This is a genomic window from Plasticicumulans sp. (genome assembly GCF_035331805.1).
Classification (GTDB): Bacteria; Pseudomonadota; Gammaproteobacteria; order Competibacterales; family Competibacteraceae; genus Plasticicumulans.
This window is the reverse complement of record NZ_DAOLKE010000004.1, coordinates 14031-36331: the sequence shown is the minus strand read 5'-3', so window position 1 is coordinate 36331 and position 22301 is coordinate 14031. Positions and strand designations below refer to the sequence as shown.

At 69.4% G+C, this 22301-nt stretch carries 27 protein-coding genes; 14 read left to right on the top strand and 13 right to left on the bottom strand.

The features are described from left to right. Positions 1-152: 152 nt before the first annotated feature. The 13 genes from PKE44_RS01020 to PKE44_RS00960 form a co-directional block, all read right to left on the bottom strand. Positions 153-929: an alpha/beta hydrolase gene (locus tag PKE44_RS01020; RefSeq protein ID WP_324547797.1), complete on the bottom strand. Its 777-nt coding sequence runs from the start codon at positions 927-929 to the stop codon at positions 153-155. Then, positions 926-2659, bottom strand: a complete 1734-nt coding sequence (gene ptsP / locus PKE44_RS01015; protein WP_324547796.1) for a phosphoenolpyruvate--protein phosphotransferase — start codon at positions 2657-2659, stop codon at positions 926-928. Before ptsP ends, PKE44_RS01020 begins: the two co-directional genes overlap by 4 nt. Positions 2660-2669: 10 nt before the next feature. Continuing rightward, positions 2670-2939, bottom strand: coding sequence for an HPr family phosphocarrier protein (locus tag PKE44_RS01010; protein ID WP_324547795.1), 270 nt, complete (start codon positions 2937-2939; stop codon positions 2670-2672). Between the two features lie 37 nt (positions 2940-2976). Continuing rightward, positions 2977-3381 (bottom strand): PTS fructose transporter subunit IIA, encoded by a 405-nt coding sequence (locus PKE44_RS01005; RefSeq protein WP_324547794.1) that lies wholly within the window; start codon positions 3379-3381, stop codon positions 2977-2979. Then, on the bottom strand, positions 3378-4238 hold the full coding sequence (gene rapZ, locus PKE44_RS01000; RefSeq protein ID WP_324547793.1) for an RNase adapter RapZ: 861 nt from the start codon (positions 4236-4238) through the stop codon (positions 3378-3380). The genes PKE44_RS01005 and rapZ overlap by 4 nt, the downstream gene beginning before the upstream one ends. Further along, positions 4235-5182 (bottom strand): HPr(Ser) kinase/phosphatase, encoded by a 948-nt coding sequence (gene hprK / locus PKE44_RS00995; protein ID WP_324547792.1) that lies wholly within the window; start codon positions 5180-5182, stop codon positions 4235-4237. Before hprK ends, rapZ begins: the two co-directional genes overlap by 4 nt. Positions 5183-5184: 2 nt before the next feature. Then, positions 5185-5658, bottom strand: a complete 474-nt coding sequence (gene ptsN, locus PKE44_RS00990) for a PTS IIA-like nitrogen regulatory protein PtsN (protein ID WP_324547791.1) — start codon at positions 5656-5658, stop codon at positions 5185-5187. Between the two features lie 38 nt (positions 5659-5696). Beyond that, positions 5697-6017, bottom strand: a complete 321-nt coding sequence (raiA, locus tag PKE44_RS00985; protein WP_324547790.1) for a ribosome-associated translation inhibitor RaiA — start codon at positions 6015-6017, stop codon at positions 5697-5699. A gap of 100 nt (positions 6018-6117) precedes the next feature. Beyond that, complete coding sequence (locus PKE44_RS00980) at positions 6118-7581, bottom strand: RNA polymerase factor sigma-54 (protein ID WP_324547789.1); 1464 nt, start codon at positions 7579-7581, stop codon at positions 6118-6120. A 91-nt stretch (positions 7582-7672) separates the two neighbouring features. Further along, on the bottom strand, positions 7673-8398 hold the full coding sequence (gene lptB / locus PKE44_RS00975; protein ID WP_324547788.1) for an LPS export ABC transporter ATP-binding protein: 726 nt from the start codon (positions 8396-8398) through the stop codon (positions 7673-7675). Between the two features lie 3 nt (positions 8399-8401). Further along, positions 8402-8989: a lipopolysaccharide transport periplasmic protein LptA gene (lptA, locus tag PKE44_RS00970; protein WP_324547787.1), complete on the bottom strand. Its 588-nt coding sequence runs from the start codon at positions 8987-8989 to the stop codon at positions 8402-8404. Beyond that, positions 8955-9533, bottom strand: a complete 579-nt coding sequence (gene lptC, locus PKE44_RS00965) for an LPS export ABC transporter periplasmic protein LptC (RefSeq protein WP_324547786.1) — start codon at positions 9531-9533, stop codon at positions 8955-8957. The genes lptA and lptC overlap by 35 nt, the downstream gene beginning before the upstream one ends. 16 nt (positions 9534-9549) lie before the next feature. After that, positions 9550-10521, bottom strand: coding sequence for a KpsF/GutQ family sugar-phosphate isomerase (locus PKE44_RS00960; RefSeq protein WP_324547785.1), 972 nt, complete (start codon positions 10519-10521; stop codon positions 9550-9552). Between the two features lie 209 nt (positions 10522-10730). On the opposite strand from PKE44_RS00960, the gene PKE44_RS00955 reads away from it, so the two are divergent. The 14 genes from PKE44_RS00955 to PKE44_RS00890 all read left to right on the top strand — a co-directional run bounded on the left by PKE44_RS00955 (position 10731) and on the right by PKE44_RS00890 (position 22264). After that, on the top strand, positions 10731-11570 hold the full coding sequence (locus PKE44_RS00955; RefSeq protein ID WP_324547784.1) for an ATP-binding cassette domain-containing protein: 840 nt from the start codon (positions 10731-10733) through the stop codon (positions 11568-11570). Then, positions 11567-12346 carry a lipid asymmetry maintenance ABC transporter permease subunit MlaE gene (gene mlaE / locus PKE44_RS00950; protein WP_324547783.1) on the top strand — a complete coding sequence of 260 codons (780 nt, stop codon included), beginning with the start codon at positions 11567-11569 and terminating at the stop codon, positions 12344-12346. The genes PKE44_RS00955 and mlaE overlap by 4 nt, the downstream gene beginning before the upstream one ends. After that, positions 12347-12856 carry an outer membrane lipid asymmetry maintenance protein MlaD gene (mlaD, locus tag PKE44_RS00945; RefSeq protein ID WP_324547782.1) on the top strand — a complete coding sequence of 170 codons (510 nt, stop codon included), beginning with the start codon at positions 12347-12349 and terminating at the stop codon, positions 12854-12856. It begins immediately after the preceding gene. A 60-nt stretch (positions 12857-12916) separates the two neighbouring features. Next, positions 12917-13552 carry an ABC transporter substrate-binding protein gene (locus tag PKE44_RS00940; RefSeq protein ID WP_324547781.1) on the top strand — a complete coding sequence of 212 codons (636 nt, stop codon included), beginning with the start codon at positions 12917-12919 and terminating at the stop codon, positions 13550-13552. Between the two features lies 1 nt (position 13553). Continuing rightward, positions 13554-13874, top strand: coding sequence for an STAS domain-containing protein (locus PKE44_RS00935; protein WP_324547780.1), 321 nt, complete (start codon positions 13554-13556; stop codon positions 13872-13874). 94 nt (positions 13875-13968) lie between these two features. Continuing rightward, a complete protein-coding gene (locus PKE44_RS00930) occupies positions 13969-14220 on the top strand; it encodes a BolA/IbaG family iron-sulfur metabolism protein (protein ID WP_324547779.1) in 252 nt (83 codons plus the stop codon). A 13-nt stretch (positions 14221-14233) separates the two neighbouring features. After that, on the top strand, positions 14234-15490 hold the full coding sequence (murA, locus tag PKE44_RS00925) for a UDP-N-acetylglucosamine 1-carboxyvinyltransferase (protein ID WP_324547778.1): 1257 nt from the start codon (positions 14234-14236) through the stop codon (positions 15488-15490). A 26-nt stretch (positions 15491-15516) separates the two neighbouring features. Continuing rightward, entirely contained in the window at positions 15517-16158 is a 642-nt protein-coding gene (gene hisG / locus PKE44_RS00920) for an ATP phosphoribosyltransferase (protein WP_324547777.1), read from the top strand. 74 nt (positions 16159-16232) lie between these two features. Then, positions 16233-17555, top strand: a complete 1323-nt coding sequence (hisD, locus tag PKE44_RS00915) for a histidinol dehydrogenase (protein WP_324547776.1) — start codon at positions 16233-16235, stop codon at positions 17553-17555. Then, positions 17552-18610 carry a histidinol-phosphate transaminase gene (hisC, locus tag PKE44_RS00910; RefSeq protein ID WP_324547775.1) on the top strand — a complete coding sequence of 353 codons (1059 nt, stop codon included), beginning with the start codon at positions 17552-17554 and terminating at the stop codon, positions 18608-18610. Before hisD ends, hisC begins: the two co-directional genes overlap by 4 nt. 11 nt (positions 18611-18621) lie before the next feature. Further along, complete coding sequence (locus PKE44_RS00905; RefSeq protein ID WP_324547774.1) at positions 18622-19386, top strand: Nif3-like dinuclear metal center hexameric protein; 765 nt, start codon at positions 18622-18624, stop codon at positions 19384-19386. A 294-nt stretch (positions 19387-19680) separates the two neighbouring features. Then, on the top strand, positions 19681-20277 hold the full coding sequence (petA, locus tag PKE44_RS00900; RefSeq protein WP_324547773.1) for a ubiquinol-cytochrome c reductase iron-sulfur subunit: 597 nt from the start codon (positions 19681-19683) through the stop codon (positions 20275-20277). Continuing rightward, complete coding sequence (locus PKE44_RS00895) at positions 20277-21527, top strand: cytochrome bc complex cytochrome b subunit (RefSeq protein WP_324547772.1); 1251 nt, start codon at positions 20277-20279, stop codon at positions 21525-21527. The genes petA and PKE44_RS00895 overlap by 1 nt, the downstream gene beginning before the upstream one ends. Continuing rightward, positions 21524-22264 (top strand): cytochrome c1, encoded by a 741-nt coding sequence (locus PKE44_RS00890; protein ID WP_324547771.1) that lies wholly within the window; start codon positions 21524-21526, stop codon positions 22262-22264. Before PKE44_RS00895 ends, PKE44_RS00890 begins: the two co-directional genes overlap by 4 nt. The last annotated feature ends 37 nt before the right edge of the window (positions 22265-22301 follow it).

Below are 22301 nucleotides of genomic sequence, written 5' to 3'. Positions count from 1 at the left end.
GCAGTCGCTCGGCCTGCTGTGGCAGGCGGAAATCGAACTCGTGCAGGGCAACTTCGTGCAGCAGCCGGACGAATGGCTGCACCACGGCTCGATGATCTGACCCCGCCGCGCCGGCCGGGCCTTCCGGATGCCGGCGGCAGTAGTCCGGTGCCTCAGCCCGGCCCGGCCGCCGCCGCCCCGATCAGTTCTTCGAGCGTCGCCAGCATCAGCGCGATGCCGGCCGCGTCGCTGAAGCGGTGATCGGCACCCCTGACCAGCACCAGCCGCGCATCGTGGCTTTCCAGCCGCTCCAGCAGGCGCAGGCTGGTCTGCCACGGCACGTCGGCATCGGCGCTGCCGTGCAGCAGGCGCACCGGGCCGTGATACGGCACGGGGGCGTGCAGCAGCCGGTGGTCGCGGCCTTCCTCGATCAGCCGGGCGCAGATCGGATACGGCGTGTCGGAGTACATCGACGGCAGTTCGATACGGCCGTCACGGGCCAATTGCTGCTGCTGATCGGGACTGAGGCGCGCCGGCAGCAGGTCGATGACGAAATCCGCGGCGGCGGCGATGGTCAGCAGGCCGGCGACGCGCTGCGCACGATCGAGCGCCAGCAGCGTCGCCAGCCAGCCGCCCATCGACGAGCCGACCAGCAGCTGCGGGCCTGCGGTCAGCGCGTCGAAGGCCGCGAGCGCGTCGGCGCGCCAGCGGCCGATCGTGCCGTCCTCGAAGCGGCCGCTGGAGGCGCCGTGGCCGTAATAGTCGAAGCGCAGGAAGGCCCGGCCGGCGGCACGGCAGTGCGCTTCGAGCGCCAGCGCCTTGGTGCCGGTCATGTCGGACTGGAAGCCGCCGAGGAACATCACGCCCGGCGTCGCGCCGGGCGTGCGCACCCAGGCAAGCTGGTGGCCGTCGCCACGATCGAGCCGGCCGCTTTCAGGGACGGCGTTCACGCGACGAAGGCCGCCAGCCGGGCGCTCAGCACCTCGGGCGAGGTTTCGGCAAGGATCGCGGCGGTTTCCCTGGCCAGTGCCCCGACTTCGGCCTCGCGGATCACGCGCTTGACCTCCAGCAGGTTGTTCGGGTGCATCGAGAACTGTGTGAGGCCGAGTCCGAGCAGCAGCCGCGTGTAGCGGGCGTCGCCGGCCATCTCGCCGCACATCGACACCGGGATGCCGGCGGCCTGACCGGCGGTGATGGTGCCGGCGATCAGCGCCAGCACCGCCGGATGCAGCGGGTCGTAGAGATAGTTGACCTCGTCGTCGATGCGGTCGATCGCCAGCGTGTACTGGATCAGGTCGTTGGTGCCGATCGACAGGAAGTCGAGCCGGTGCGCGTACAGCCGTGCGCAGACCGCGGCGGCCGGCACCTCGACCATGCCGCCGACCGGCAACTGCTCGTCGAAGGCCTGGCCGCGGGCGCGCAGCTCCTGGCGGCAGTCGTCGAGCAGGTGCAGCACCTGCGTGATCTCGTAGGCGTTCGACAGCATCGGGATCATCATCCGCACCTTGCCGTGGGCCGAGGCACGCAGGATGGCGCGCAGCTGCGCGCGGAACATCTCGTGATCCTTCAGGCACAGGCGGATGCCGCGCAGGCCGAGCGCCGGGTTGGTGGCGACCGGCCCGCGCCGGCCGCCGTCGACCTGCTTGTCGGCGCCGAGGTCGGCGGTGCGGATCGTGATCGGCTGCTCGGGGCCGAGCGTGCGGATCACGTGCAGGTAGGAGGCGAGGTGTTCCTCCTCGTCCGGCGTGTCCGGCCGGTTCATGTACAGGAATTCGGTGCGGTACAGGCCGATGCCGTCGGCGCCGATCTCGCGCACGGCCAGGGCGTCCTCGGGCAGCTCGATGTTGGCCTGCAGGCCGATCGTGACCTGATCCCTGCTGATCGCCGGCAGCCGGCGCAGCTTGACGAGTTCGCGGCGGCCGCGCTGCTCGCGGCGCTGGCGCTCGCGATAGTGTTCGAGTACCGGCTCGTCGAGTTCGGCGAGCACGACGCCGTTCTGGCCGTCGACGATGATGGTTTCCTCGTCGCCGAGCAGGCGCCGCGCATGGCGCGCACCGACCACGGCCGGGATGCCGAGGTTGCGCGCGAGGATCGCCGTGTGCGACAGCGGGCCGCCGTATTCGGTGACGAAGGCGGCCACGCCCTGGTGCTGCATCAGGATGGTGTCGGCCGGCGTCAGGTCATCGGCGACGATGATGCGGCCTTCAAGGCGGCTCGCGAGCAGGTCCGGTGCCGGTTCCTCGGCGAGCAGGATGCCCTGCACGCGGCGCACGACGTGATCGACATCGTCGCGCCGGGCGCGCAGGTAGGCGTCGTCCATGTCGTCGAACACCTGCACGAGCAGGTCGCGCTGCATCTTCAGCGCCCATTCGGCGTTGCAGCTGTGCTGGCGGATCAGGCGCACCGGCGCATCGGCGAGCGCCGGGTCCTCAAGCATCAGCAGGTGGGCGTCGATGAACGACGTGACCTCGGCCGGCACGTTCGGCGCGACGCGCGAGCGGATGTCCTCCAGCTCGCGCCGGGCTTCGGTGATGGCCTCCTCGAAGCGGCGCACCTCGTCATCGACCATGTCCTGCGGGATGGCGTACTCCAGCACTTCCGGCTGGTCACGCAGCAGGTGATAGGTCTCCCCGATCGCGCAGCCGCGCGATACGCCGATCCCGTGCAGGGCGAGCGGCATGGCCGTACGCTCACTCGCCCTCGCCGAAGCGGTCGGCGACCAAGGTCGCGAGGCCGTCGAGCGCGGCTTCGGCGTCGGGACCGTCGGCGCTCAGCGTGATCACCGAGCCCTTGCCGGCGGCGAGCATCATGACGCCCATGATGCTCTTGCCATTGACGATGCGTCCGCCCTTGGTGACCTGGATCGCCGCCTGATACGACGATGCGGTGGTCACGAACTTGGCGGCGGCCCGTGCATGCAGGCCGAGTTTGTTGACGATGGTGAGATCGCGCTGGATCACGGCGGTCGGATTCCGGACGGGTCGGGGCGGGCGAGGGTCAGACGGCGGCGTCGTCTTCGGGGGTCAGCACGATGCCGTCGCGACCGGCACTGACGGCTTTGTGCGCAAGCGCGAGCAGGTCGAGCCGGCAGTAGTTCATGACGCGGATCACCATCGGCAGGCTGACGCCGGCGATCACGCGCACGCCGCCGTCATCGACCAGGCGGTGTGCGACGTTCGACGGGGTCGAGCCATAGATGTCGGTCAGCACCAGCACGCCGCTGCCGTCGTCGACCTCGGCACGCTTGCCGCGCGCCTCGGCGACCAGCGCCTCCGGGTCGCAGCGCTCGCCGACGCGCACGGTGGCGGCGCGCATCGGGCAGTGTGCGAAGGTGGTGGTGGCGGTGGCGAGCAGTTCATCGCCGAGGCGGTTGTGCGTGATCAGCAGGAGTCCGACGCTCATGACAGTTCCCTGTGGCGCACCGAGACGGCGCGGCGGGTGGCGCCGAAATGGCGGGCCAGCCGTTCGGTGACGTAGACCGAGCGGTGCTGGCCACCGGTGCAGCCGACGGCGACGGTGAGATAGCTGCGGCTGCCGGTCTCGAAGGCCGGCAGCCAGGTTTCGAGGAAGCGGATCAGGTCGGCGACGGCTGACTCGACGACCTCGTGGGCTTCGAGGAAGCGGGCGACGGCCTCGTCGCGGCCGGTCAGCGGCCGCAGCGCGCTCTGCCAGTGCGGATTCGGCAGGAAGCGCACGTCGAAGACGTAGTCGGCATCGTCGGGCAGGCCGTTCTTGAAGCCGAAGGACTCGAACACCAGCGACAGCTGGCCGATCTCGCCGCCGTGCAGGCGCGTGCGCAGCAGCTCGCGCAGCTCGTGCAGGTTGGTGTGGCTGGTGTCGATGACCAGCGTCGCGTGCGCGGCGATCGGCGCGAGCAGCCGGCGTTCGGCCTCGATCGCCTCCAGCAGCGGCGTGCCGTGCTCGACGCTGAGCGGGTGCGGGCGGCGCGTGTCGCTGAAGCGCTTGAGCAGGGTTTCGGCATCGGCCTGCAGGAAGACGATGTCGACTTCGAAGCGCGCGGCGCGCAGCTGCGCGACGATGTCCGGGAAGCGTTCGAGCTGGTCGCGGAAGTTGCGGGCATCGATGCCGACGGCGGCGGTTTCGAGGCTCGGCCGCTGGTGCGTCAGCAGTTCCTCGGCGAAGGCCGGCAGCAGGCCGAGCGGCAGGTTGTCGACGCAGTAGTCGTTGCAGTCCTCAAGCGTTGCGAGCGCAACGCTCTTGCCCGAGCCGGACAGGCCGCTGACCACGATCAGCCTCACGCCGCGCCTCCGGTCATCTCGTCCTGCAGCCGCTCCATGAGGTCGCGCTCGGCGTTGTAGCCGCCGAGGCGCAGGATGTGATCGCGCACCGCGCACTCGACCAGCACCGCGAGGTTGCGCCCCGGTGCGATCGGCAGCGTGATCTCGGGGATCGCCACATCGAGGATGTAGCGCGTCGCGCGCGCGCCGCTCAGGCGCACCTCGGCCGGCAGCGAGGTTTCTTCGAGGCGCACCAGATGCACGATCAGGCGCAGGCGCTTGTTCCGCTTGATCGCGCTGTCGCCGAACATCCGGCGCACGTTCAGGATGCCGAGGCCGCGCACTTCGAGGAAGTTGCGCAGCGCATCCGGACAGGTGCCCTCGATGACCTGCGGCGCGACGCGCGTGAGCTTCGGCGCGTCGTCGGCGATCAGCCGGTGGCCGCGCGACAGCAGCTCGAGCGCCAGTTCGCTCTTGCCGGTGCTCGATTCGCCGGACAGCATCACGCCGAGGCCGTAGACCTCCAGGAACACGCCGTGCAGCACGGTCGAGCTGGCGTCGAGCTCGTGCTGGTATTCGGACAGGCGATCGAGCACCTCGCCGGGCGTCGACGAGGTCTGCCAGAGCGGGGATTCGTGCCGGTCGGCGTAGCTGGAGAACTCCTCGATCAGCGGCGAGTCGCCGCAGAGGACGGTGGCGCCGACCGGCGTCGCCAGCAGCCGGTCGAGCAGCGAGGCACGCGCACCGGCATCGAGGCTCGCGAAGAACGCCAGTTCCTCGCGCCCGAGCACCTGCACGCGCGGCGCGGTGACGAGGTTCAGCAGCCCGCCGAGCGAACGCGGCGGCAGGCTTTCGCCTTCGCGGCAGATCAGGCGCGCGCCGGCGCTGCGTCCGCCGATCCACTGCAGCGCCAGCGCGGCGCGCAGCGCCGCGAAGGCCTGATCCGCCGGCAGCGCTGCGATCATGCTCAGAGCGCCGCGTCTGCGGACGGCGACCAGCCGGTCAGCAGCGCATGCAGGTCGGCGTCGGCCGAGGTCGTGCGCAGGCGCTCGCAGAACGCCCGGTCACTGAACATCTCCGCCAGATGCGCGAGGATCTTCAGGTGTTCGTCGGTGAAGTGTTCCGGCACGAGCAGCGCGAACACGAGATCGACGGGCTGGCCGTCGATCGCGTCGAACTCGACGCCCTTGCCGAGCCGGACGAAGGCTCCGAGGGCCTGTTCGGTGCCGGCGAGACGCCCGTGCGGCAGCGCCACCCCGTTGCCGAGGCCGGTGCTGCCGAGGCGCTCACGCCCGATCAGGCTGTCGAAGATCGCCCGGGCATCCACACCGCTCGCTCCGGCCGCGATCAGCTCGCTGACCAGCTCGAGCACGCGCTTCTTGCTGACCACGTCCGAGCGGCAGGCGACGCGCCCGGCAGTCAGGAGATCGGAGATGTTCATGCAGGAGCCCGGGACGCGCGAGGGACGGGAAAGGCGGATCAGCTCGGGGTACCGGTGGCCTTGTCGCTGCGGTGGTGGTCGGTCAGCTTTTCCTTGTGCTTCTTGATCTGGCGGTCGATCTTGTCGGCCAGCACGTCGATCGCCGCGTACATGTCCTCCTCGATGGCATCGGCGTGGATGTCGTTGCCGGCGACGTGCAGGGTCGCCTCGGCCTTCTGGCGCAGCTTTTCGACACTGAGAATCACGTAGGCGCTGGTGATGCTGTCGCAGTGGCGCTCGATCTTGCCGATCTTGTCCTGCACGTAGTCGCGCAGCGGCTGGGAGATCTCGACGTGATGCCCGGTCAGGTTGATTTGCATGGTGTACTCCTGGCTTGGGTGGAGGAGCGGGCCGGTCCGTGGTTCGTGGAGGCGTCCGTGCAGCCGCTCCGGTTGCCGCGTGGGTCGCGCCGGCACTGCGTCAGCCGATGCGCTTGCGGTCTGTGGAGGAGGGGATCGACATGGCTTCCCGGTATTTTGCCACCGTCCGCCGGGCCACCTGAATACCTTCGGCCGCCAGCAGTTCGGCGAGCCGGCTGTCGCTGTGCGGTTTCTGGGTGTTCTCGGCGGCGATCAGCTTGCGGATCATGGCCTGGATCGCGATCGAGGAGGCCTCGCCGCCGTCGGACGTGGCGACGTGGCTGGAGAAGAAGTACTTGAACTCGAAGATGCCGCGCGGCGTGTGCATGTATTTCTGCGTGGTCACGCGCGAGATCGTCGATTCGTGCATCTCGACGGCCTCGGCGATGTCGCGCAGCACCAGCGGGCGCATGTGCTCGGGACCCTTCTCGAAGAACGAGATCTGGCGATCGACGATGCAGCGCGCGACCTTCAGCAGCGTGTCGTGGCGGTTGCGCAGGCTCTTGAGGAACCAGCGCGCCTCCTGCAGGTGGTTCTTCAGGTACTGGTTGTCGGCGCTGGAGTCGGCCCGGCGCACGAGGCGCGCGTATTCGGCGTTGATGCGGATCTTCGGCGCGCTGTCGGGGTTGAGATCGACGCGCCAGCCGTCCCGGCCGCGGAACACGAACACGTCCGGGACGACGTAGGCGGCCGTCTCGGCCGACAGCGCCGTGCCCGGGTGCGGGTTCAGGGTCTGGATCAGTGCGATGACTTCCTGCAGCTGCTCGCGCGTGAGCTTCATGCGCCGCATCAGCAGGTTGAAGTCGCGTCCGGCCAGCAGTTCGAGGTACTGGCGCACGAGCTCGATCGCCTCGCGCCGCCACGGCGTGTCGCCCGGCAGCGTGTCGAGCTGCAGCATCAGGCATTCGGACGGATTGCGCGCGCAGATGCCGGGCGGGTCGAAGTGCTGCACGCGGTGCAGCACGGCCTCGACCTCGTCGCGCTCCAGGTCCGGGTGCGTGCGGCGCAGGCCTTCGAGGATGTCGTCGAGCGTCAGCGTCAGGTAGCCGGAGGCGTCGGTGGCGTCGATCAGGGCTTCGGCAATCTCGGCGTCGAGCGCCGAGAACGGCGTCAGGCGCATCTGCCAGAGCAGGTGTTCCTGCAGCGAGGGCTGGTCGTTGCCGTGGTTCTCGAACAGGTCGCGGTTGTCGTCGTCATCGCCGCGCGAATAGCTGGTCGAGCCGTCGTAGCTGTCGTAGACATCGCCCCATTCGGTATCGACCGGCAGTTCGTTCGGGATCGTGTCGGTCGGGGTCTCGGTGCGGTCCTGGGCCGGCGGCACGGTTTCGCTCAGCGCTGCTTCGGCGGTCGGCACTTCCGGGTCCGGGGTGTCGTCGCTGCGCTCCAGCATCAGGTTGGAGTCGAGCACGGTCTGGATTTCGGCCTGCAGGTCAAGGCTCGACAACTGCAGCAGGCGGATGGCCTGCTGCAGCTGCGGGGTCATGGTCAGGTGCTGACCGAGGCGGAGCTGCAGCGACTGTCTCATCGGGACTACGGCGGGGGCTGACGGCGCACGAGGATCATGGTCGGGTTATAGCACGCCATATGCCAGCGGCGTGCAAGTGACGCAGGCCGCTTCAGAGCCGGAAGTGCTCGCCGAGGTAGACCTCGCGCACGCGCCGGTCGGCGAGGATTTCCGCCGGCGTGCCGGTGGCGATCACCCGGCCTTCGGCGAGGATGTAGGCGCGATCGCAGATGCCCAGGGTCTCGCGGACGTTGTGATCGGTGATCAGCACGCCGATGTCGCGGTCGCAGAGGTGGCGCACGATGCGCTGGATGTCGTGCACCGACAGCGGATCGACGCCGGCGAAGGGCTCGTCGAGCAGCATGAAGCGCGGCTCGGCGGCGAGGGCGCGGGCGATCTCGACGCGCCGGCGCTCGCCGCCCGACAGCGAGATGCCGAGGTTGTCGCGCAGGTGACCGACGTTCAGTTCGTGCAGCAGGGTCTCGGCGCGTTCGGTGCGCGCGCTGCGGTCGAGGTCGCCGCGGGTTTCGAGGATGGCGAGCACGTTGTCGAGCACGGTCATCTTGCGGAACACCGAGGCTTCCTGCGGCAGGTAGCCGACGCCGAGGCGCGCGCGCGCATGCATCGGCAGCTGCGTGATCTCGCGGCTGTCGAGCAGCACATGACCTTCGTCGCAGCCGATCAGGCCGACGATCATGTAGAAGCTCGTGGTCTTGCCGGCGCCGTTCGGCCCGAGCAGGCCGACGACCTCGCCGCTGTCGACGTGCACGCTGGCGGCATCGACGACGCGCCGGCCCTTGTAGCGCTTGGCGATTTCGCGCGCTTCGAGGCGGGCCATGGCTCAGGGCTTCTTCGGCTGCGCGGGTCTGGCGCCCGGGACCGGCGTGCCGCCTTCGGGCTTGGGCTGCAGGATGATCTGCACGCGGCCGGCGCTCTCGCCGCCGCGGGCCTTCACGAGGTCCTTGTTGACGTCGTACTCGATGCGGTCGCCGGTGAAGGTGTCCTTGACCTGCGTGATCTTCGCCTTGCCGGTGGCGATGACGATGCCGGTCCTGGCGTCGTATTCGAGCTTCAGCGACTCGCCGAGGATTTCCTCCTTGTCGGCGGCCGGCTTCTGCTTGAACGTCGTCGGCTTGCCGAAGCTCTCCATGCGCTGCAGTTCGCCCTCCTGCGTGTAGACCACGACCTTGTCACCGGTCAGGCGCATCGTGCCCTGCGTGACGATGACGTTGCCCTCGTAGGTGGCGACGCCGGTCTGCTGGTTCATCTCGGCGCGGTCGGCGACCAGGTTGACCGGTTGCTGGCGGTCCTCGGGCAGGGCCTGGGCGTTCAGGGCGCAGGCGATCAGCCCGGTGGCGATCAGGGCATGGATGCTCAGGCCATGGGTGATCCGGCTAGGGGCGATCAGGTTTCTGGGCAGGCGGCGCATAGTGTCCTCGGACGTCGGCAAGCAGTTCGATGCGATCCTCGTCGAGCCATGCGTGGAAGCCGACGGCGTCGATGACGCCATCCGGGGTCTGCACACGCACGGGCTCGGCGGATTCGGCGTAGTTCTTGTCGGGGATCAGCCGCAGGTTGCTGCCGGTCATGATCACCGGCACGTACCCGGTGCTGGCCGGACGCTCGGCATGCACGTCGCCGCGCAGTTCGATGGTTTCGGTGCCGGGAGCGATCCAGCCCTGTTCGGCGCGGATTTCCCAGACCGGCGCCAGATTCTCGTAGGTGTGCGCGAGCGGGCGGGTCACGAAGGTGCCGCGCGGGGCCGGAAACTGTTCGAGGTGCGGACCGGTGAGCACGTACAGCCGTTCGCCGCGGGCGTTCATGACCGTGGCCACGAAGTTTTCGGCGATGGTGAGCGGCAGGCGGTCGTCGCGTGCGCGCACCTCGCGCAGGTCGCGTTCGAGATCGTTCAGGAACCAGCCGCTCAGCCCGGCGAGCAGGGCCAGCGCGACGAGGACGAGCAGCGTGCGCACGCGCCGGATGGCTCCCTCAGAGCACGCCTGCGCGCAGCAGGTCGTGCATGTTCAGGGCGCCGGCCAGCCGGTCGTCGCGATCGAGCACCGGCAGCGCGTTGATGCGGTGACGCTCCATCAGGTTCAGGGCTTCGGCGGCGAGCAGGCCGGTGCGCACGCTGAAGCCCGGCCGGGTCATGACCTCGGCGAGCGTGGCGGCGTGCAGGTCGATGCGCCGGTCGAGCGCGCGGCGCAGGTCGCCGTCGGTGAACACACCGAGCATGCGGTCGTCGTCGTCGGTGGCGATGGTCATGCCGAGGCCCTTGCGCGTCATCTCCAGCAGCGCCACCGGCAGCGGATCGTCCGGCCGCGAGCGCGGCAGGCGCTCGCCGGTGTGCATGAGTTCGTCGATCAGCAGCAGCAGGCGCCGGCCGAGCCGCCCGCCCGGATGCGAGCGCGCGAAGTCATCGGCCGTGAAGCCACGGGCTTCGAGCAGCGACACCGCCAGTGCATCGCCCATGGCCAGCGCTGCCGTCGTGCTCGCGGTCGGTGCCAGGTTCAGCGGACAGGCTTCCTGCGCGACGCTCACGTCGAGGTGCACGTCGGCGGCGCGGGCCAGCGGCGACTCCGGGTTGCCGGTCAGTGCCACCAGCGGCACGCCGAGGCGCTTGATCAGCGGCAGCAGCATCAGGAGCTCGTCGGTGGTGCCGGAGTTCGACAGCGCCAGCACCACGTCCTGTGCGGTGATCATGCCGAGATCACCGTGGCTCGCTTCGGCCGGATGCACGAAGAACGCCGGGCTGCCGGTGCTTGCGAAGGTCGCTGCCAGCTTGCCGCCGATGTGGCCGGACTTGCCGATGCCGAGCACGACGATGCGGCCGCGGCAGGCGAGCAGGCACTCGCAGGCGGCGACGAAGGCCGCATCGACGCGCTCGATCAGGTGCTCGATCGCCTGCGCTTCGATGCGCAGCGCGGTGCGTCCGAGGTCGCGAAGCCGGTCGGGATTCATGGGGACGGTGACGGAAAGGGGCGGGAAGCAGGAGCAGGCCGGGGGCATGCGGGCGGGGCATCATACACGGGCTGCCGGGGCTCAGCGGTTTGACGGCGCTCGGCGGCACGGGTGACACTACCGTATTGCAGCATGCCCGTCTGCCGCGCCCGCATCGTCCCGCTCGCCGGTTTCACCCGCTTTGACCGAGTCCCGCTTCCGTTTTCCCGATGCCCGACGTTCCCGACTCCCCGGCTGCTGCCGACAGTCTCGTGCGCATCCGCGGCCTGCGCTTCCTGCGCGGTACGCGGGTGATCTTCGATGGCGTCGATCTCGACATCCCGCGCGGCAGGGTCACGGCGGTCATGGGGCCGAGCGGCACCGGCAAGACCACGCTGCTGCGCCTGATCGGCGGTCAGCTGCGGCCGGCAGCCGGCAGCGTCGTGCTCGACGGTCACGAGGTGCCGGCGCTTAGGCGGCGCGAGCTGTACGCGCTGCGCCGGCGCATCGGCATGCTGTTCCAGAGCGGGGCGCTGTTCACCGATCTGTCGGTGTTCGAGAACGTCGCGTTTCCGCTGCGCGAGCACTATCCGCGGCTGCCGGCGCGGCTGCTGCGCACGCTGGTGCTGATGAAGCTCGAAGCCGTCGGCCTGCGCGGCGCGCGTGACCTGAAGCCGGCGGAGCTCTCCGGCGGCATGGCCCGGCGTGTGGCGCTCGCGCGTGCCATCGCACTCGACCCGATGCTGATGCTCTACGACGAACCGTTCACGGGTCAGGACCCGATCTCGATGGGCGTGCTGGTGCAGCTGATCCGCACGCTCAACGACGCGCTCGGCATGACCAGCGTCGTCGTCTCGCATGATGTGGCCGAGGTCTGCTCGATCGCCGACTACGTGTACCTGATCTCGGGCGGGCGTGTGGTCGCAAGCGGCACGCCGGCCGAGCTGCGGGCTTCCGGTTCGGACTGGGTCGGGCAGTTCATGCACGGCCTGCCCGACGGGCCGGTGCCGTTTCATTATCCGGCGCGCGACTACGCGAGCGAGCTGCTCGATGGCGGAGGACGGTCTTGATCGCCGCGCTCGGGCGCTGGGCGCTGACGGTGTTCGCGCGCACCGGGCGTGCCAGCCTGATGCTGCTCGCGATCCTCGCCGGCCTGCCCTCGGTGCTGCCGCGGCCGCGGCTGCTGGTGCGCCAGCTGTATTCGGTCGGCGTGCTGAGCCTGCCGATCATCGTCGTCGCCGGCCTGTTCGTCGGCATGGTGCTGGCGCTGCAGGGCTATACGACGCTGGCGGATTTCGGCGCGGCCGGCTCGCTCGGCACGGTGGTTGCGCTGTCGCTGGTGCGCGAACTCGGGCCGGTGGTCGCCGCGCTGCTCTACGCCGGGCGCGCCGGTTCGGCGCTGACCGCCGAGATCGCGCTGATGAAGGCCACCGAGCAGCTCTCGGGCATGGAGATGATGGCCGTCGATCCGGTGCGCCGCGTGCTGGCGCCGCGCTTTCTCGCCGGCATCCTTGCCGTGCCGCTGCTGGCGGCGATCTTCACGGCGGTCGGCATCCTCGGCGGCTATCTGGTCGGCGTCGGCCTGCTCGGTGTTGATGACGGTGCCTGGTGGGCGCAGATGCAGGCCAAGGTCCAGCCGCTGCGCGACGTGGTCAACGGCGTGGTGCTCAAGAGCTTCGTGTTCGGCGTGGTCGCCAACTGGATCGCGGTGTTCGAGGGCCACGACGCCCAGCCGACCTCGGAAGGCATCGGCCGGGCGACGACGCGCTCGGTCGTCAACACCTCGCTGGCCGTGCTCGGGCTCGATTTCGTGCTGACCGCGCTGCTGTTCGGAGGAGTGCGCTAGATGAATCCGTCGCGAACCGTCGAGGTGCTGGTCGGCGCCTTCGTCATGCTCGGCCTGGCGGCCCTGGTGTTCCTGGCGATGCAGGTCAGTGGCCTGACCAGTCTCGGTGCGGATGCCGCGTATCGCGTCCACGCGCGCTTCGAGAACGTCGGCGGCCTGAAGGTGCGCTCGCCGGTGTCGATGGCCGGGGTGCGCATCGGACGCGTGACGGCCATCGACATCGACCCGCAGACCTTCCAGGCCGTCGTCGAGCTGTCGATATCCTCCCGCCACGCCAACCTGCCGGCCGACACCAGTGCCAAGATCCTGACCAGCGGCCTGCTCGGCGAGCAGTTCGTCGGCCTCGAGGCCGGCGGCGCCGACGCAGTGCTGAAGGACGGCTCGACCATCAAGCTGACGCAGTCGGCCCTCGTGCTCGAAAACCTGATCAGCCAGTTCCTGTTCAGCAAGGCCTCCGAAGGCCGTCCGGAGACGCCGGCTCCGGCGCCGGTGCCCGCCGGGCAGCCCTGAACGCGCCGGCCTGTCGCTGTCTGACCCTGCATCCCGAAATCCGACGAAGGGCCCCCCGCCATGCATTCCATCCTGCACCGACTCCTGAAACCGCTGTGCGCGCTGCTGCTCGGCATCGGCCTCTTCGCCGCCGCCGGGCCGGTCACGGCGGCCGACACCCCGGCGGCACAGGCGGTCGAGGACACCGCCAGCCGCATGCTGGTGGCACTGAAGCAGCAGCGCGAGGCGCTGCGCGCCGATCCGTCGAAGATCTACGGCCTGGTCGAGCGCATCGCCGTGCCGCGCTTCGACTTCGAGGCGATCTCGCAGTGGGTGCTCGGCCGCAACTGGCGTGGCGCGAGTCCCGAGCAGCGCCAGCGTTTCACGGCCGAGTTCCAGAACCTGCTGGTGCGCATCTATTCGAATGCGCTGCTCGAATACTCGGACGAGACCGTGCGCTTCCTGCCCGGCGCCGCGCCGAACGCCGACGGCGACGTGCTGGTGCGCTCGGAGTTCGTGCGCCGCGCCGGCCCGGCCGTGCCGATCAACTACAGCGTCCATCAGAAGAACGGGCAGTGGCTGATTTACGACGTGACCGTCGACGGAGTCAGTCTGGTCGCCAACTACCGCACGACCTTCGCCAACCAGGTCCGCGACCAGGGCATGGACGGGCTGATCGCCTCGCTCGCGAAGCTCAACGCCAGCGGCGGCAGGTGACGTGAGCACTGGCGCAGCGGCCGTGCAGCCGGCGACGCTGACCCGCCTCGGGCCCGGCCGGCTGGCGCTCGGCGGCGATCTGGTCATCGACGCGGTCGCTGCGCTGTGGGACGCCGCGGCCGGGGAACTCGCCGGCGGCGAGACGGTGACGCTGAGTCTCGACGGCGTGCGCCGTGCCGACAGTGCCGGCGTCGCGCTGCTGGTCGAGTGGCTGCGTGCCGCGCGTGCCGGCGGCGGCGAACTGCGCCTGAGCGGACTGCCGGCCCAGATGCGCGCGATCCTCGCCGTCTCCGACCTCGACACGCTGTTTCCGGACGCCTGAGTCCGGCGGTTTTCCGATATCATCCCGCCTCTTGCGGTACGCCTCCCGGGGCGCCGGCCGCCTTTCCCCCTTTCGATTCCACAGGTATCCGCCCATGCAGGCCGCCGACATCCAGCGTCTGATCCAGGAAGCCCTGCCGTCCGCCGAGGTGCTCGTGCGCGGCGATGACGGCGTGCACTTCGAGGCCGTCGTCATCAGCGCCGAGTTCGCCGGCAAGTCGCTGATCGCCCAGCACCGGCTGGTCAACGCCGCGCTCGGCGATCGCCTGCAGCGCGAGGAGATCCACGCGCTCGGCCTGCGCACCTTCACGCCCGAGGCCTGGGCGGCACAGCAGGCGCAGGCCTGACCAGGGATCGCGCATGAGCAAGCTGATCATCACCGGCGGCGAGACGCTGCGCGGTGAAGTGCGCGCCTGTGGCGCCAAGAACGCCGTGCTGCCGATCCTGGCCGCGACGCTGCTCGCCGACGGTCCGGTCACGATCGGCAACGTCCCGCACCTGCAGGACGTGACCACGACCATGGAACTGCTCGGCCGGCTCGGCGCGCAGCTGGTCGTCGACGAGAAGCTCAACATCGAGGTCGATCCGCGCTGCATCACCAGCCACACCGCGCCCTACGAGCTGGTGCGCCAGATGCGCGCGTCGATCCTCGTGCTCGGACCGCTGCTCGCGCGCTTCGGCGAGGCCGAGGTGTCGCTGCCCGGCGGCTGTGCGATCGGCTCGCGGCCGGTGAACCTGCACATCAAGGGTCTCGCGGCGATGGGCGCCGACATCCGCGTCGAGGAAGGCTACATCCGCGCCCGCTGCCCGCGCCTGAAGGGCGCGCGCATCGTGCTCGACCTCGTCACCGTCACCGGCACCGAGAACCTGATGATGGCCGCCGCGCTCGCGCAGGGCACGACCATCCTCGAGAACGCCGCGCGCGAGCCCGAAGTCGTCGACCTCGCCAACTGCCTGAACGCGATGGGCGCGCAGGTGCACGGTGCCGGCACCGACACGCTGGTCATCGACGGCGTCGACCGCCTGCACGGCGGCCAATACCGCGTGCTGCCTGATCGCATCGAGACCGGCACTTACCTCGCTGCTGCCGCGATCACCGGCGGCTGCGTGCGCGTCAAGGACACGCGGCCCGACACCCTGGAGGCCGTGCTCGTGAAGTTCGAGGAAGCCGGCGCCGTGATCACGACCGGCCCGGACTGGATCGAGCTCGACATGCAGGGCCGGCGGCCGAAGGCCGTGCACATCCGCACCGCGCCGTATCCGGCCTTCCCGACCGACATGCAGGCGCAGTTCTGCGCGCTGAACGCGGTCGCCGAAGGCGTCGGCACGATCACCGAGACGGTGTTCGAGAACCGCTTCATGCACATCAACGAGCTGTCGCGCATGGGTGCGCAGTTCCAGCTCGAAGGCAACACGGTGATCTCGACCGGCGTGGCGCAGCTGACCGCGGCGCCGATCATGGCCACCGACCTGCGCGCCTCGGCGAGCCTGGTGCTGGCAGCACTGGTCGGCAAGGGCGATACCGTCGTCGATCGCGTCTATCACATCGATCGCGGCTACGACTGCATCGAGGAGAAGCTCGGCAGTCTCGGCGCGCTGATCCGCCGCGTGCCCTGAGCCCCCCGGAGTCAGAGCCTCCCGCCATGTCCGACACGCTGACCATCGCGCTCTCGAAGGGACGCATCTTCCAGGAGACGCTGCCGCTGCTCGCCGCGGCCGGCATCCGGCCGCTCGAAGACCCGGAGACCAGCCGCAAGCTGATCCTCGACACCGACCGCCAGGACGTGAAGCTCGTCATCATCCGCGCCACCGACGTGCCGACCTACGTGCAGTACGGTGCGGCCGACCTCGGCGTCGCCGGCAAGGACGTGCTGATGGAGCACGGCGGCGAGGGGCTCTACGAGCCGCTCGATCTCGGCATCGCCCGCTGCCGGCTGATGACCGCCGGCCGGCCGGGCGTGCCGGAGCCGCGCGGACGCATGCGCGTCGCGACCAAGTTCGCCAACGTCGCGCACCGCTTCTATGCGCAGCAGGGCCGGCAGGTCGAGATCATCAAGCTGTACGGCTCGATGGAACTCGCGCCGCTGGTCGGCCTCGCCGATCGCATCGTCGACATCGTCGATACCGGCAAGACGCTGCGCGCCAACGGTCTGGAGCCGCTGGAGCTGATCGCCGACATCAGCTCGCGGCTGGTCGTCAACCGCGCGGCGATGAAGATGAAGCACGCGCGCGTGCGCGCGATCCTCGAACACATGGCCGCCGCGACCGGCCGCGCCGTCGCCTGAGGCCGGCCGGGCTGCCGGCCCTATCCGTCCCCTCCGTCCTTGCGCACGCGCTTGCCGTGCAGGAGCCCCCCGCCGTGGACATCGCCCGCCTGAACTACAGCGATCCGGACTTCTGGCCGCGTCTCGACCGGCTGACGGCCTGGGAGGGCGTCTCCGATGCCCACGTCGCCGGCACGGTCGCGCAGATCATCGCCGACGTGCGCGCGCGCGGCGACGCGGCCCTGCTCGAACTGACCAACCGCTACGACCGCACGGCCTTCGCCGCTGCCGCCGAGCTGGAAATCCCGGCCGAGCGCCTCGATGCCGCACTCTGCGCGCTGCCGCCGGCGCAGCGCACGGCGCTCGAAACCGCGGCGGCGCGCGTGCGTGCCTACGCCGAGCGCCAGAAGCTCGATTCCTGGAGCTACACCGAGGCCGACGGCACGCTGCTCGGCCAGCAGGTCACGGCGCTCGATGCGGTCGGCCTGTACGTGCCGGGCGGCAAGGCCGCCTATCCGTCCTCGGTGCTGATGAACGCGATCCCGGCCAAGGTCGCCGGCGTCAGGCAGCTGGTGATGGTCGTGCCGACGCCGGACGGCGAGCAGAACGATCTGGTGCTCGCCGCGGCGCGCCTCGCCGGCGTCGATCGCGTGTTCGCGATCGGCGGTGCGCAGGCGGTCGCCGCGCTCGCCTACGGCACGGCGAGCGTGCCGCGCGTCGACAAGATCGTCGGCCCCGGCAACATCTGGGTCGCGACCGCCAAGCGCGCCGTGTACGGGCAGGTCGGCATCGACATGATCGCCGGACCGTCCGAGATCCTCGTGATCTGCGACGGCGACACCGATGCCGACTGGATCGCGATGGATCTGTTCTCGCAGGCCGAGCACGACGAGGACGCGCAGCCGATCCTGATCTCGCCGGATGCGGCCTTCCTCGATCGCGTCGCCGCCGCCATCGAGCGCCTGCTGCCGACGCTGGCGCGCGCCGACATCGTGCGCGTGTCGCTGGCCAGCCGCGCGGCGCTGATCCGGGTCGGCGACCTTGCCGAGGCGGCCGAAGTCGCCAACTACATCGCGCCCGAGCACCTGGAGCTGTCGGTCGCCGATCCGCAGGCATTGCTGCCGAGCATCCGCCACGCCGGCGCGATCTTCCTCGGCCGGCACACGGCCGAGGCGCTCGGCGACTACTGCGCCGGGCCGAACCACGTGCTGCCGACCTCGCGCACCGCGCGCTTCTCGTCGCCGCTCGGTGTCTATGACTTCCAGAAGCGTTCGAGCCTGATCTTCTGCTCGCCGGACGGGGCCGCCACGCTCGGGCGCACGGCCTCGGTGCTGGCGCGCGGCGAGGGGCTGAGTGCGCACGCGCGCTCGGCCGAGTACCGCATCCCCGGCTTCGTGCCGCCGGAGGCCGCGTCGTGAGCCGCTACTGGAGCGAGGTCGTCGGCCGGCTGACGCCGTACGTGCCCGGCGAGCAGCCGCAGATACCGAACCTGGTCAAGCTCAACACCAACGAGCACCCGGACGGACCCTCGCCGCGCGTGCTGGCAGCGATCCGCGCCGCCCTCGACGAGGGCCTGCGCCTGTATCCGGACCCGAACGCGGGCCGGCTGAAGCAGGCGCTGGCCGCACGCCACGGACTCACGGCCGCGCACGTGTTCGTCGGCAACGGTTCCGACGAGGTGCTCGCGCATGCCTTCCACGGCCTGCTGCGTCACGAACGGCCGCTGCTGTTCCCGGACGTGACCTACAGCTTCTACCCGGTCTGGTGCGGGCTGTACGACATCGGCTTCGAGACCATCCCGCTCGCCGGCGACTTCTCGCTGCGCGTCGAGGACTACCGCCGGCCGAACGGCGGCATCGTGTTCGCGAACCCGAACGCGCCGACCGGCCGCGCCCTGGCGCTCGCCGACATCGAGCGCCTGCTCGGCTTCAACCGCGATTCGGTCGTGCTGGTCGATGAGGCCTACGTCGATTTCGGCGCCGACAGCGCCGCTGCGCTGGTCGCGCAGTACCCGAACCTGCTGGTCGTGCAGACGCTGTCGAAGTCGCGCGCGCTCGCCGGCCTGCGCGTCGGCTGGGCGTATGGCGATCCCGCGCTGATCGAGGCGCTGGAGCGCATCAAGAACAGCTTCAACTCCTACCCGCTCGACCGGCTGGCGCTCGCCGGCGCCGTGGCCGCGCTCGAGGACGACGAATACTTCGACGTGCACCGGCGTGCGGTCATCGACAGCCGCGAACAGCTCGCGCAGGCGCTGACGGATCACGGCTTCGAGGTGCTGCCCTCGGCTGCGAACTTCGTGTTCGCACGCCACCCGGCGCACGATGCCGCCGGCCTCGCCGCCGGCCTGCGCGCGCACGGCGTCATCGTCCGCCACTTCCGGCTGCCGCGCATCGAGCAGTTCCTGCGCATCACGGTCGGCAGCCCCGCGCAGAACGCCGCGCTGCTCGCGGCGCTCGCGAAGCTGCACGGCTGAGGCGGCACGCCATGCACCTGCGCGAGCTGGTCGGCTACTGCGACACGCTGCTCGCCGCGGCGAGCTTCAGCGACTACTGCCCGAACGGCCTGCAGGTCGAGGGCCGGCCCGACGTGCGGCTGCTGGTCGGCGGCGTCACCGCCTGTCAGGCGCTGCTCGAAGCGGCGCTCGATCTCGGTGCCGATGCGATCCTCGTGCATCACGGTTACTTCTGGCGCGGCGAGGATGCGCGCGTCACCGGCCAGAAGCGCCGGCGCCTGGCGACGCTGCTGCGCCACGACCTCTCGCTGATCGCCTACCACCTGCCGCTCGATGCGCACGCCGAATACGGCAACAACGTCGCGCTCGCCCGCACGCTCGGCCTGCGCATCAGCGGGGCGCTCGACGGCGGCGGACGCACGCCGGGGCTGGTCCTGCACGGCGAGCCGGCCGCGCCGCTGTCGGCGCGCGCGTTCGCGCAGCAGATCGGGCATGCGCTCGGGCGCGTGCCGCTGCACATCGACGCCGCCGGCGACGACGGGCCGCTGCGGCGCATCGCCTGGTGCACCGGCGCGGCCGCCGGCTCGATCGACCTGGCGATCGCCGCCGGCTGCGATGCCTACGTCACCGGCGAGGCCTCGGAGCCGGCCGTGCATGCGGCGCGCGAGGCCGGCGTCCACTTCTATGCGGCCGGACACCATGCCACCGAGCGCGGTGGCGTGCAGGCGCTCGGGGCGCATCTGGCGGCGCATTTCGGCCTCGCGTTCCGCTTCGTCGACATCCCGAATCCGGTCTGACCTTCGCGGAATCTTCCCCGGATCGTTCCTGAATCTTTCCCGGATCTTTCCTGAATCCCGCCTTGCAGAAGTGGCGGCAACAGCCACGCTGTGCACGCCCGCAACCCTTGATTTTCCTCAAGTGAAATAAGGGTTTCGTCTTGATTCTTACGAAACGTTATACGAACATCCCGCGTTTAGTTGCGGCCGGCGGTTCAGCTCGCGGGCGGCTGCCGCCGTGGCCTCCGCAGACCGGTCGGGACGCTCGATAAACCGGTCAAAATCAATTTTTTTCAGTCTGTTAGGAGAGAGCGTATGAGTACGGCAGACGGAGTGAACCTCGGCAGGCGGCGGTTCCTGACCGCCACTGCCACCGCCGTCGGTGGCGTCGGCGCAGCGTTCGTGGCGGTGCCCTTCCTGAAGTCCTGGACACCGAGCGAACGGGCCAAGGCGGCGGGCGCGCCGGTCGAGGCCGACATCAGCAAGCTCGCCGAAGGCCAGATCATGACGGTCGAATGGCGCGGCAAGCCGGTGTGGGTCGTGCATCGCAGCAAGGCCATGCTCGATGCGCTGCCCGCGCTCGACGGCAAGATGTCCGATCCGAAGTCCGAGATGGACCAGCAGCCGGCCTACGCCAAGAACGAGTTCCGCTCGATCAAGCCCGAATATCTGGTGCTGGTCGGCATCTGCACGCACCTCGGCTGCTCGCCGACCTTCCGGCCCGACCTCGCACCCGCCGACCTCGGTGCCGAATGGAAGGGCGGCTTCTTCTGTCCGTGCCACGGTTCCCGCTTCGACCTCGCCGGGCGCGTCTACAGCGGCGTGCCGGCGCCGAAGAACATGGTCGTTCCCCCGTACAAGTACCTGAGCGACACCCGCATTCTGGTCGGCGTCGGCGCGGAGGCTGCGTAATGGCGAATCATCCACATCCGGGTACGACCGGCCTGCTCGGCTGGGTCGATGCGCGCTTTCCGGCGACCAAGCTCTGGCGCGAGCACCTGTCCGAGTATTACGCGCCGAAGAACTTCAACTTCTGGTACTTCTTCGGCTCGCTGGCGCTGCTGGTGCTGGTCAACCAGATCCTGACCGGCATCTGGCTGACGATGAGCTACAAGCCCTCGGCGACCGAAGCCTTCGCGTCCGTCGAATACATCATGCGCGACGTCGACTGGGGCTGGCTGATCCGCTACATGCACTCGACCGGTGCATCGGCGTTCTTCATCGTCGTCTACCTGCACATGTTCCGCGGCCTGATCTACGGCTCGTACAAGCAGCCGCGCGAACTGATCTGGATCTTCGGCGTGCTGATCTTCCTCGCGCTGATGGCCGAGGCCTTCATGGGCTACCTGCTGCCCTGGGGCCAGATGTCGTACTGGGGCGCGCAGGTCATCATCAACCTGTTCGGTGCCGTGCCCTTCATCGGCCCGGATCTCTCCGAATGGATCCGCGGTGACTTCGTCGTCTCCGACGCGACGCTGAACCGCTTCTTCTCGCTGCACGTGATCGCGGTGCCGCTGGTGCTGGTCGGCCTGGTCGCCGCGCACATCATCGCGCTGCACGAAGTCGGCTCGAACAACCCCGATGGCGTCGAGATCAAGAAGCTCAAGGACGAGAACGGCATCCCGCTCGACGGCATCCCGTTCCACCCGTACTACTCGGTCAAGGATCTGGTCGGCGTCGGCTTCTTCCTGATCTTCTTCTGCGCCGTGATCTTCTTCCTGCCGGAGATGGGCGGCTACTTCCTGGAGCACCCGAACTTCGATCCGGCCGATCCGCTGAAGACCCCGCCGCACATCGCGCCGGTGTGGTACTTCACGCCCTTCTACGCAATCCTGCGCGCCGTGCCGTCGATGGCCGGCTCGGCCTTCCCGGGCGTGGTCGCGATGGGCGCCTCGATCGTGCTGATGTTCTTCCTGCCCTGGCTCGACCGCAGCCCGGTCAAGTCGATCCGCTACCGCGGCCCGCTGTTCAAGGGCGCCGTCGCGCTGTTCGTCGTCGCCTTCCTGATCCTCGGCTATCTCGGCGCGCTGCCGACCACGCCGGGCCGCACGCTGGTCGCGCAGATCTGCTCGGCGATCTACTTCGCGTTCTTCCTGCTGATGCCGATCTACACGTCGATCGACAAGACCAAGCCGGTTCCGGAAAGGGTGACGTTCAAATGAGAAAGTGGATTCTGGCCATCGTCCTCGCCGCGCTGCCCGGCTTCGCACTGGCCTCCAGCGAAGGCGCCGCACTCGACAAGGCGAACATCGACCCGACCGACAAGGCCTCGCTGCAGCGCGGTGCGAAGCTGTTCGTCAATTACTGCATGGGCTGCCACTCGGCGGACTACCAGCGCTACAACCGGCTGGCGCGCGACATCGGCCTGAGCGACGAGCAGGTCAGGGACAACCTGATCTTCACCGGTGCCAAGGTCGGCGAAGGCATGCGCAACGCCATGCCCAAGAAGGACGCGAAGAAGTGGTTCGGTGCGGCGCCGCCCGACCTGACCCTGATCGCGCGCGCGCGCGGGGTGGACTACCTGTACACCTATCTGCGCACGTTCTACATCGACGAGGCGCGGCCCTGGGGCGTCAACAACGCCGCCTTCCCGCTGGTCGGCATGCCGCACGTGCTGAGCGAACTGCAGGGCTGGCAGAAGGCCAGGATGGAAACGCACAAGGATGCCCACGGCAACGAGTCGACGGTCATCACCGGCTACGAGATCGTCAAGAAGGGCAGCATGAGTCCGCCGGAGTTCGACTCGGCGATGCGTGACCTGGTCAACTTCCTCGCCTACGTCGCCGAACCGGTCAAGCTGTACCGGCAGTCGCTCGGCGTGTGGGTCATCGCGTTTCTGGTCCTGATGACGGCGGTCTTCTACCTTCTGAAGAAGGAATACTGGAAGGACATCCACTGACGCACGGCGCGCGGGGCGGATTGCCGGTCATGGCAGC

What these genes read in the sequence shown, in the direction of transcription:
- ptsP (WP_324547796.1), bottom strand. Translation starts at nt 2,659, where the DNA reads ATGCCGCTCGCCCTGCACGGGATCGGCGTATCGCGCGGCTGCGCGATC.
- PKE44_RS01005 (WP_324547794.1), bottom strand. Translation starts at nt 3,381, where the DNA reads ATGAGCGTCGGACTCCTGCTGATCACGCACAACCGCCTCGGCGATGAA.
- hprK (WP_324547792.1), bottom strand. Translation starts at nt 5,182, where the DNA reads ATGATCGCAGCGCTGCCGGCGGATCAGGCCTTCGCGGCGCTGCGCGCC.
- ptsN (WP_324547791.1), bottom strand. Translation starts at nt 5,658, where the DNA reads ATGAACATCTCCGATCTCCTGACTGCCGGGCGCGTCGCCTGCCGCTCG.
- raiA (WP_324547790.1), bottom strand. Translation starts at nt 6,017, where the DNA reads ATGCAAATCAACCTGACCGGGCATCACGTCGAGATCTCCCAGCCGCTG.
- PKE44_RS00980 (WP_324547789.1), bottom strand. Translation starts at nt 7,581, where the DNA reads ATGAGACAGTCGCTGCAGCTCCGCCTCGGTCAGCACCTGACCATGACC.
- lptB (WP_324547788.1), bottom strand. Translation starts at nt 8,398, where the DNA reads ATGGCCCGCCTCGAAGCGCGCGAAATCGCCAAGCGCTACAAGGGCCGG.
- lptA (WP_324547787.1), bottom strand. Translation starts at nt 8,989, where the DNA reads ATGCGCCGCCTGCCCAGAAACCTGATCGCCCCTAGCCGGATCACCCAT.
- PKE44_RS00960 (WP_324547785.1), bottom strand. Translation starts at nt 10,521, where the DNA reads ATGAATCCCGACCGGCTTCGCGACCTCGGACGCACCGCGCTGCGCATC.
- PKE44_RS00955 (WP_324547784.1), top strand. Translation starts at nt 10,731, where the DNA reads ATGCCCGACGTTCCCGACTCCCCGGCTGCTGCCGACAGTCTCGTGCGC.
- mlaD (WP_324547782.1), top strand. Translation starts at nt 12,347, where the DNA reads ATGAATCCGTCGCGAACCGTCGAGGTGCTGGTCGGCGCCTTCGTCATG.
- PKE44_RS00940 (WP_324547781.1), top strand. Translation starts at nt 12,917, where the DNA reads ATGCATTCCATCCTGCACCGACTCCTGAAACCGCTGTGCGCGCTGCTG.
- PKE44_RS00930 (WP_324547779.1), top strand. Translation starts at nt 13,969, where the DNA reads ATGCAGGCCGCCGACATCCAGCGTCTGATCCAGGAAGCCCTGCCGTCC.
- murA (WP_324547778.1), top strand. Translation starts at nt 14,234, where the DNA reads ATGAGCAAGCTGATCATCACCGGCGGCGAGACGCTGCGCGGTGAAGTG.
- hisG (WP_324547777.1), top strand. Translation starts at nt 15,517, where the DNA reads ATGTCCGACACGCTGACCATCGCGCTCTCGAAGGGACGCATCTTCCAG.
- PKE44_RS00905 (WP_324547774.1), top strand. Translation starts at nt 18,622, where the DNA reads ATGCACCTGCGCGAGCTGGTCGGCTACTGCGACACGCTGCTCGCCGCG.
- petA (WP_324547773.1), top strand. Translation starts at nt 19,681, where the DNA reads ATGAGTACGGCAGACGGAGTGAACCTCGGCAGGCGGCGGTTCCTGACC.
- PKE44_RS00895 (WP_324547772.1), top strand. Translation starts at nt 20,277, where the DNA reads ATGGCGAATCATCCACATCCGGGTACGACCGGCCTGCTCGGCTGGGTC.
- PKE44_RS00890 (WP_324547771.1), top strand. Translation starts at nt 21,524, where the DNA reads ATGAGAAAGTGGATTCTGGCCATCGTCCTCGCCGCGCTGCCCGGCTTC.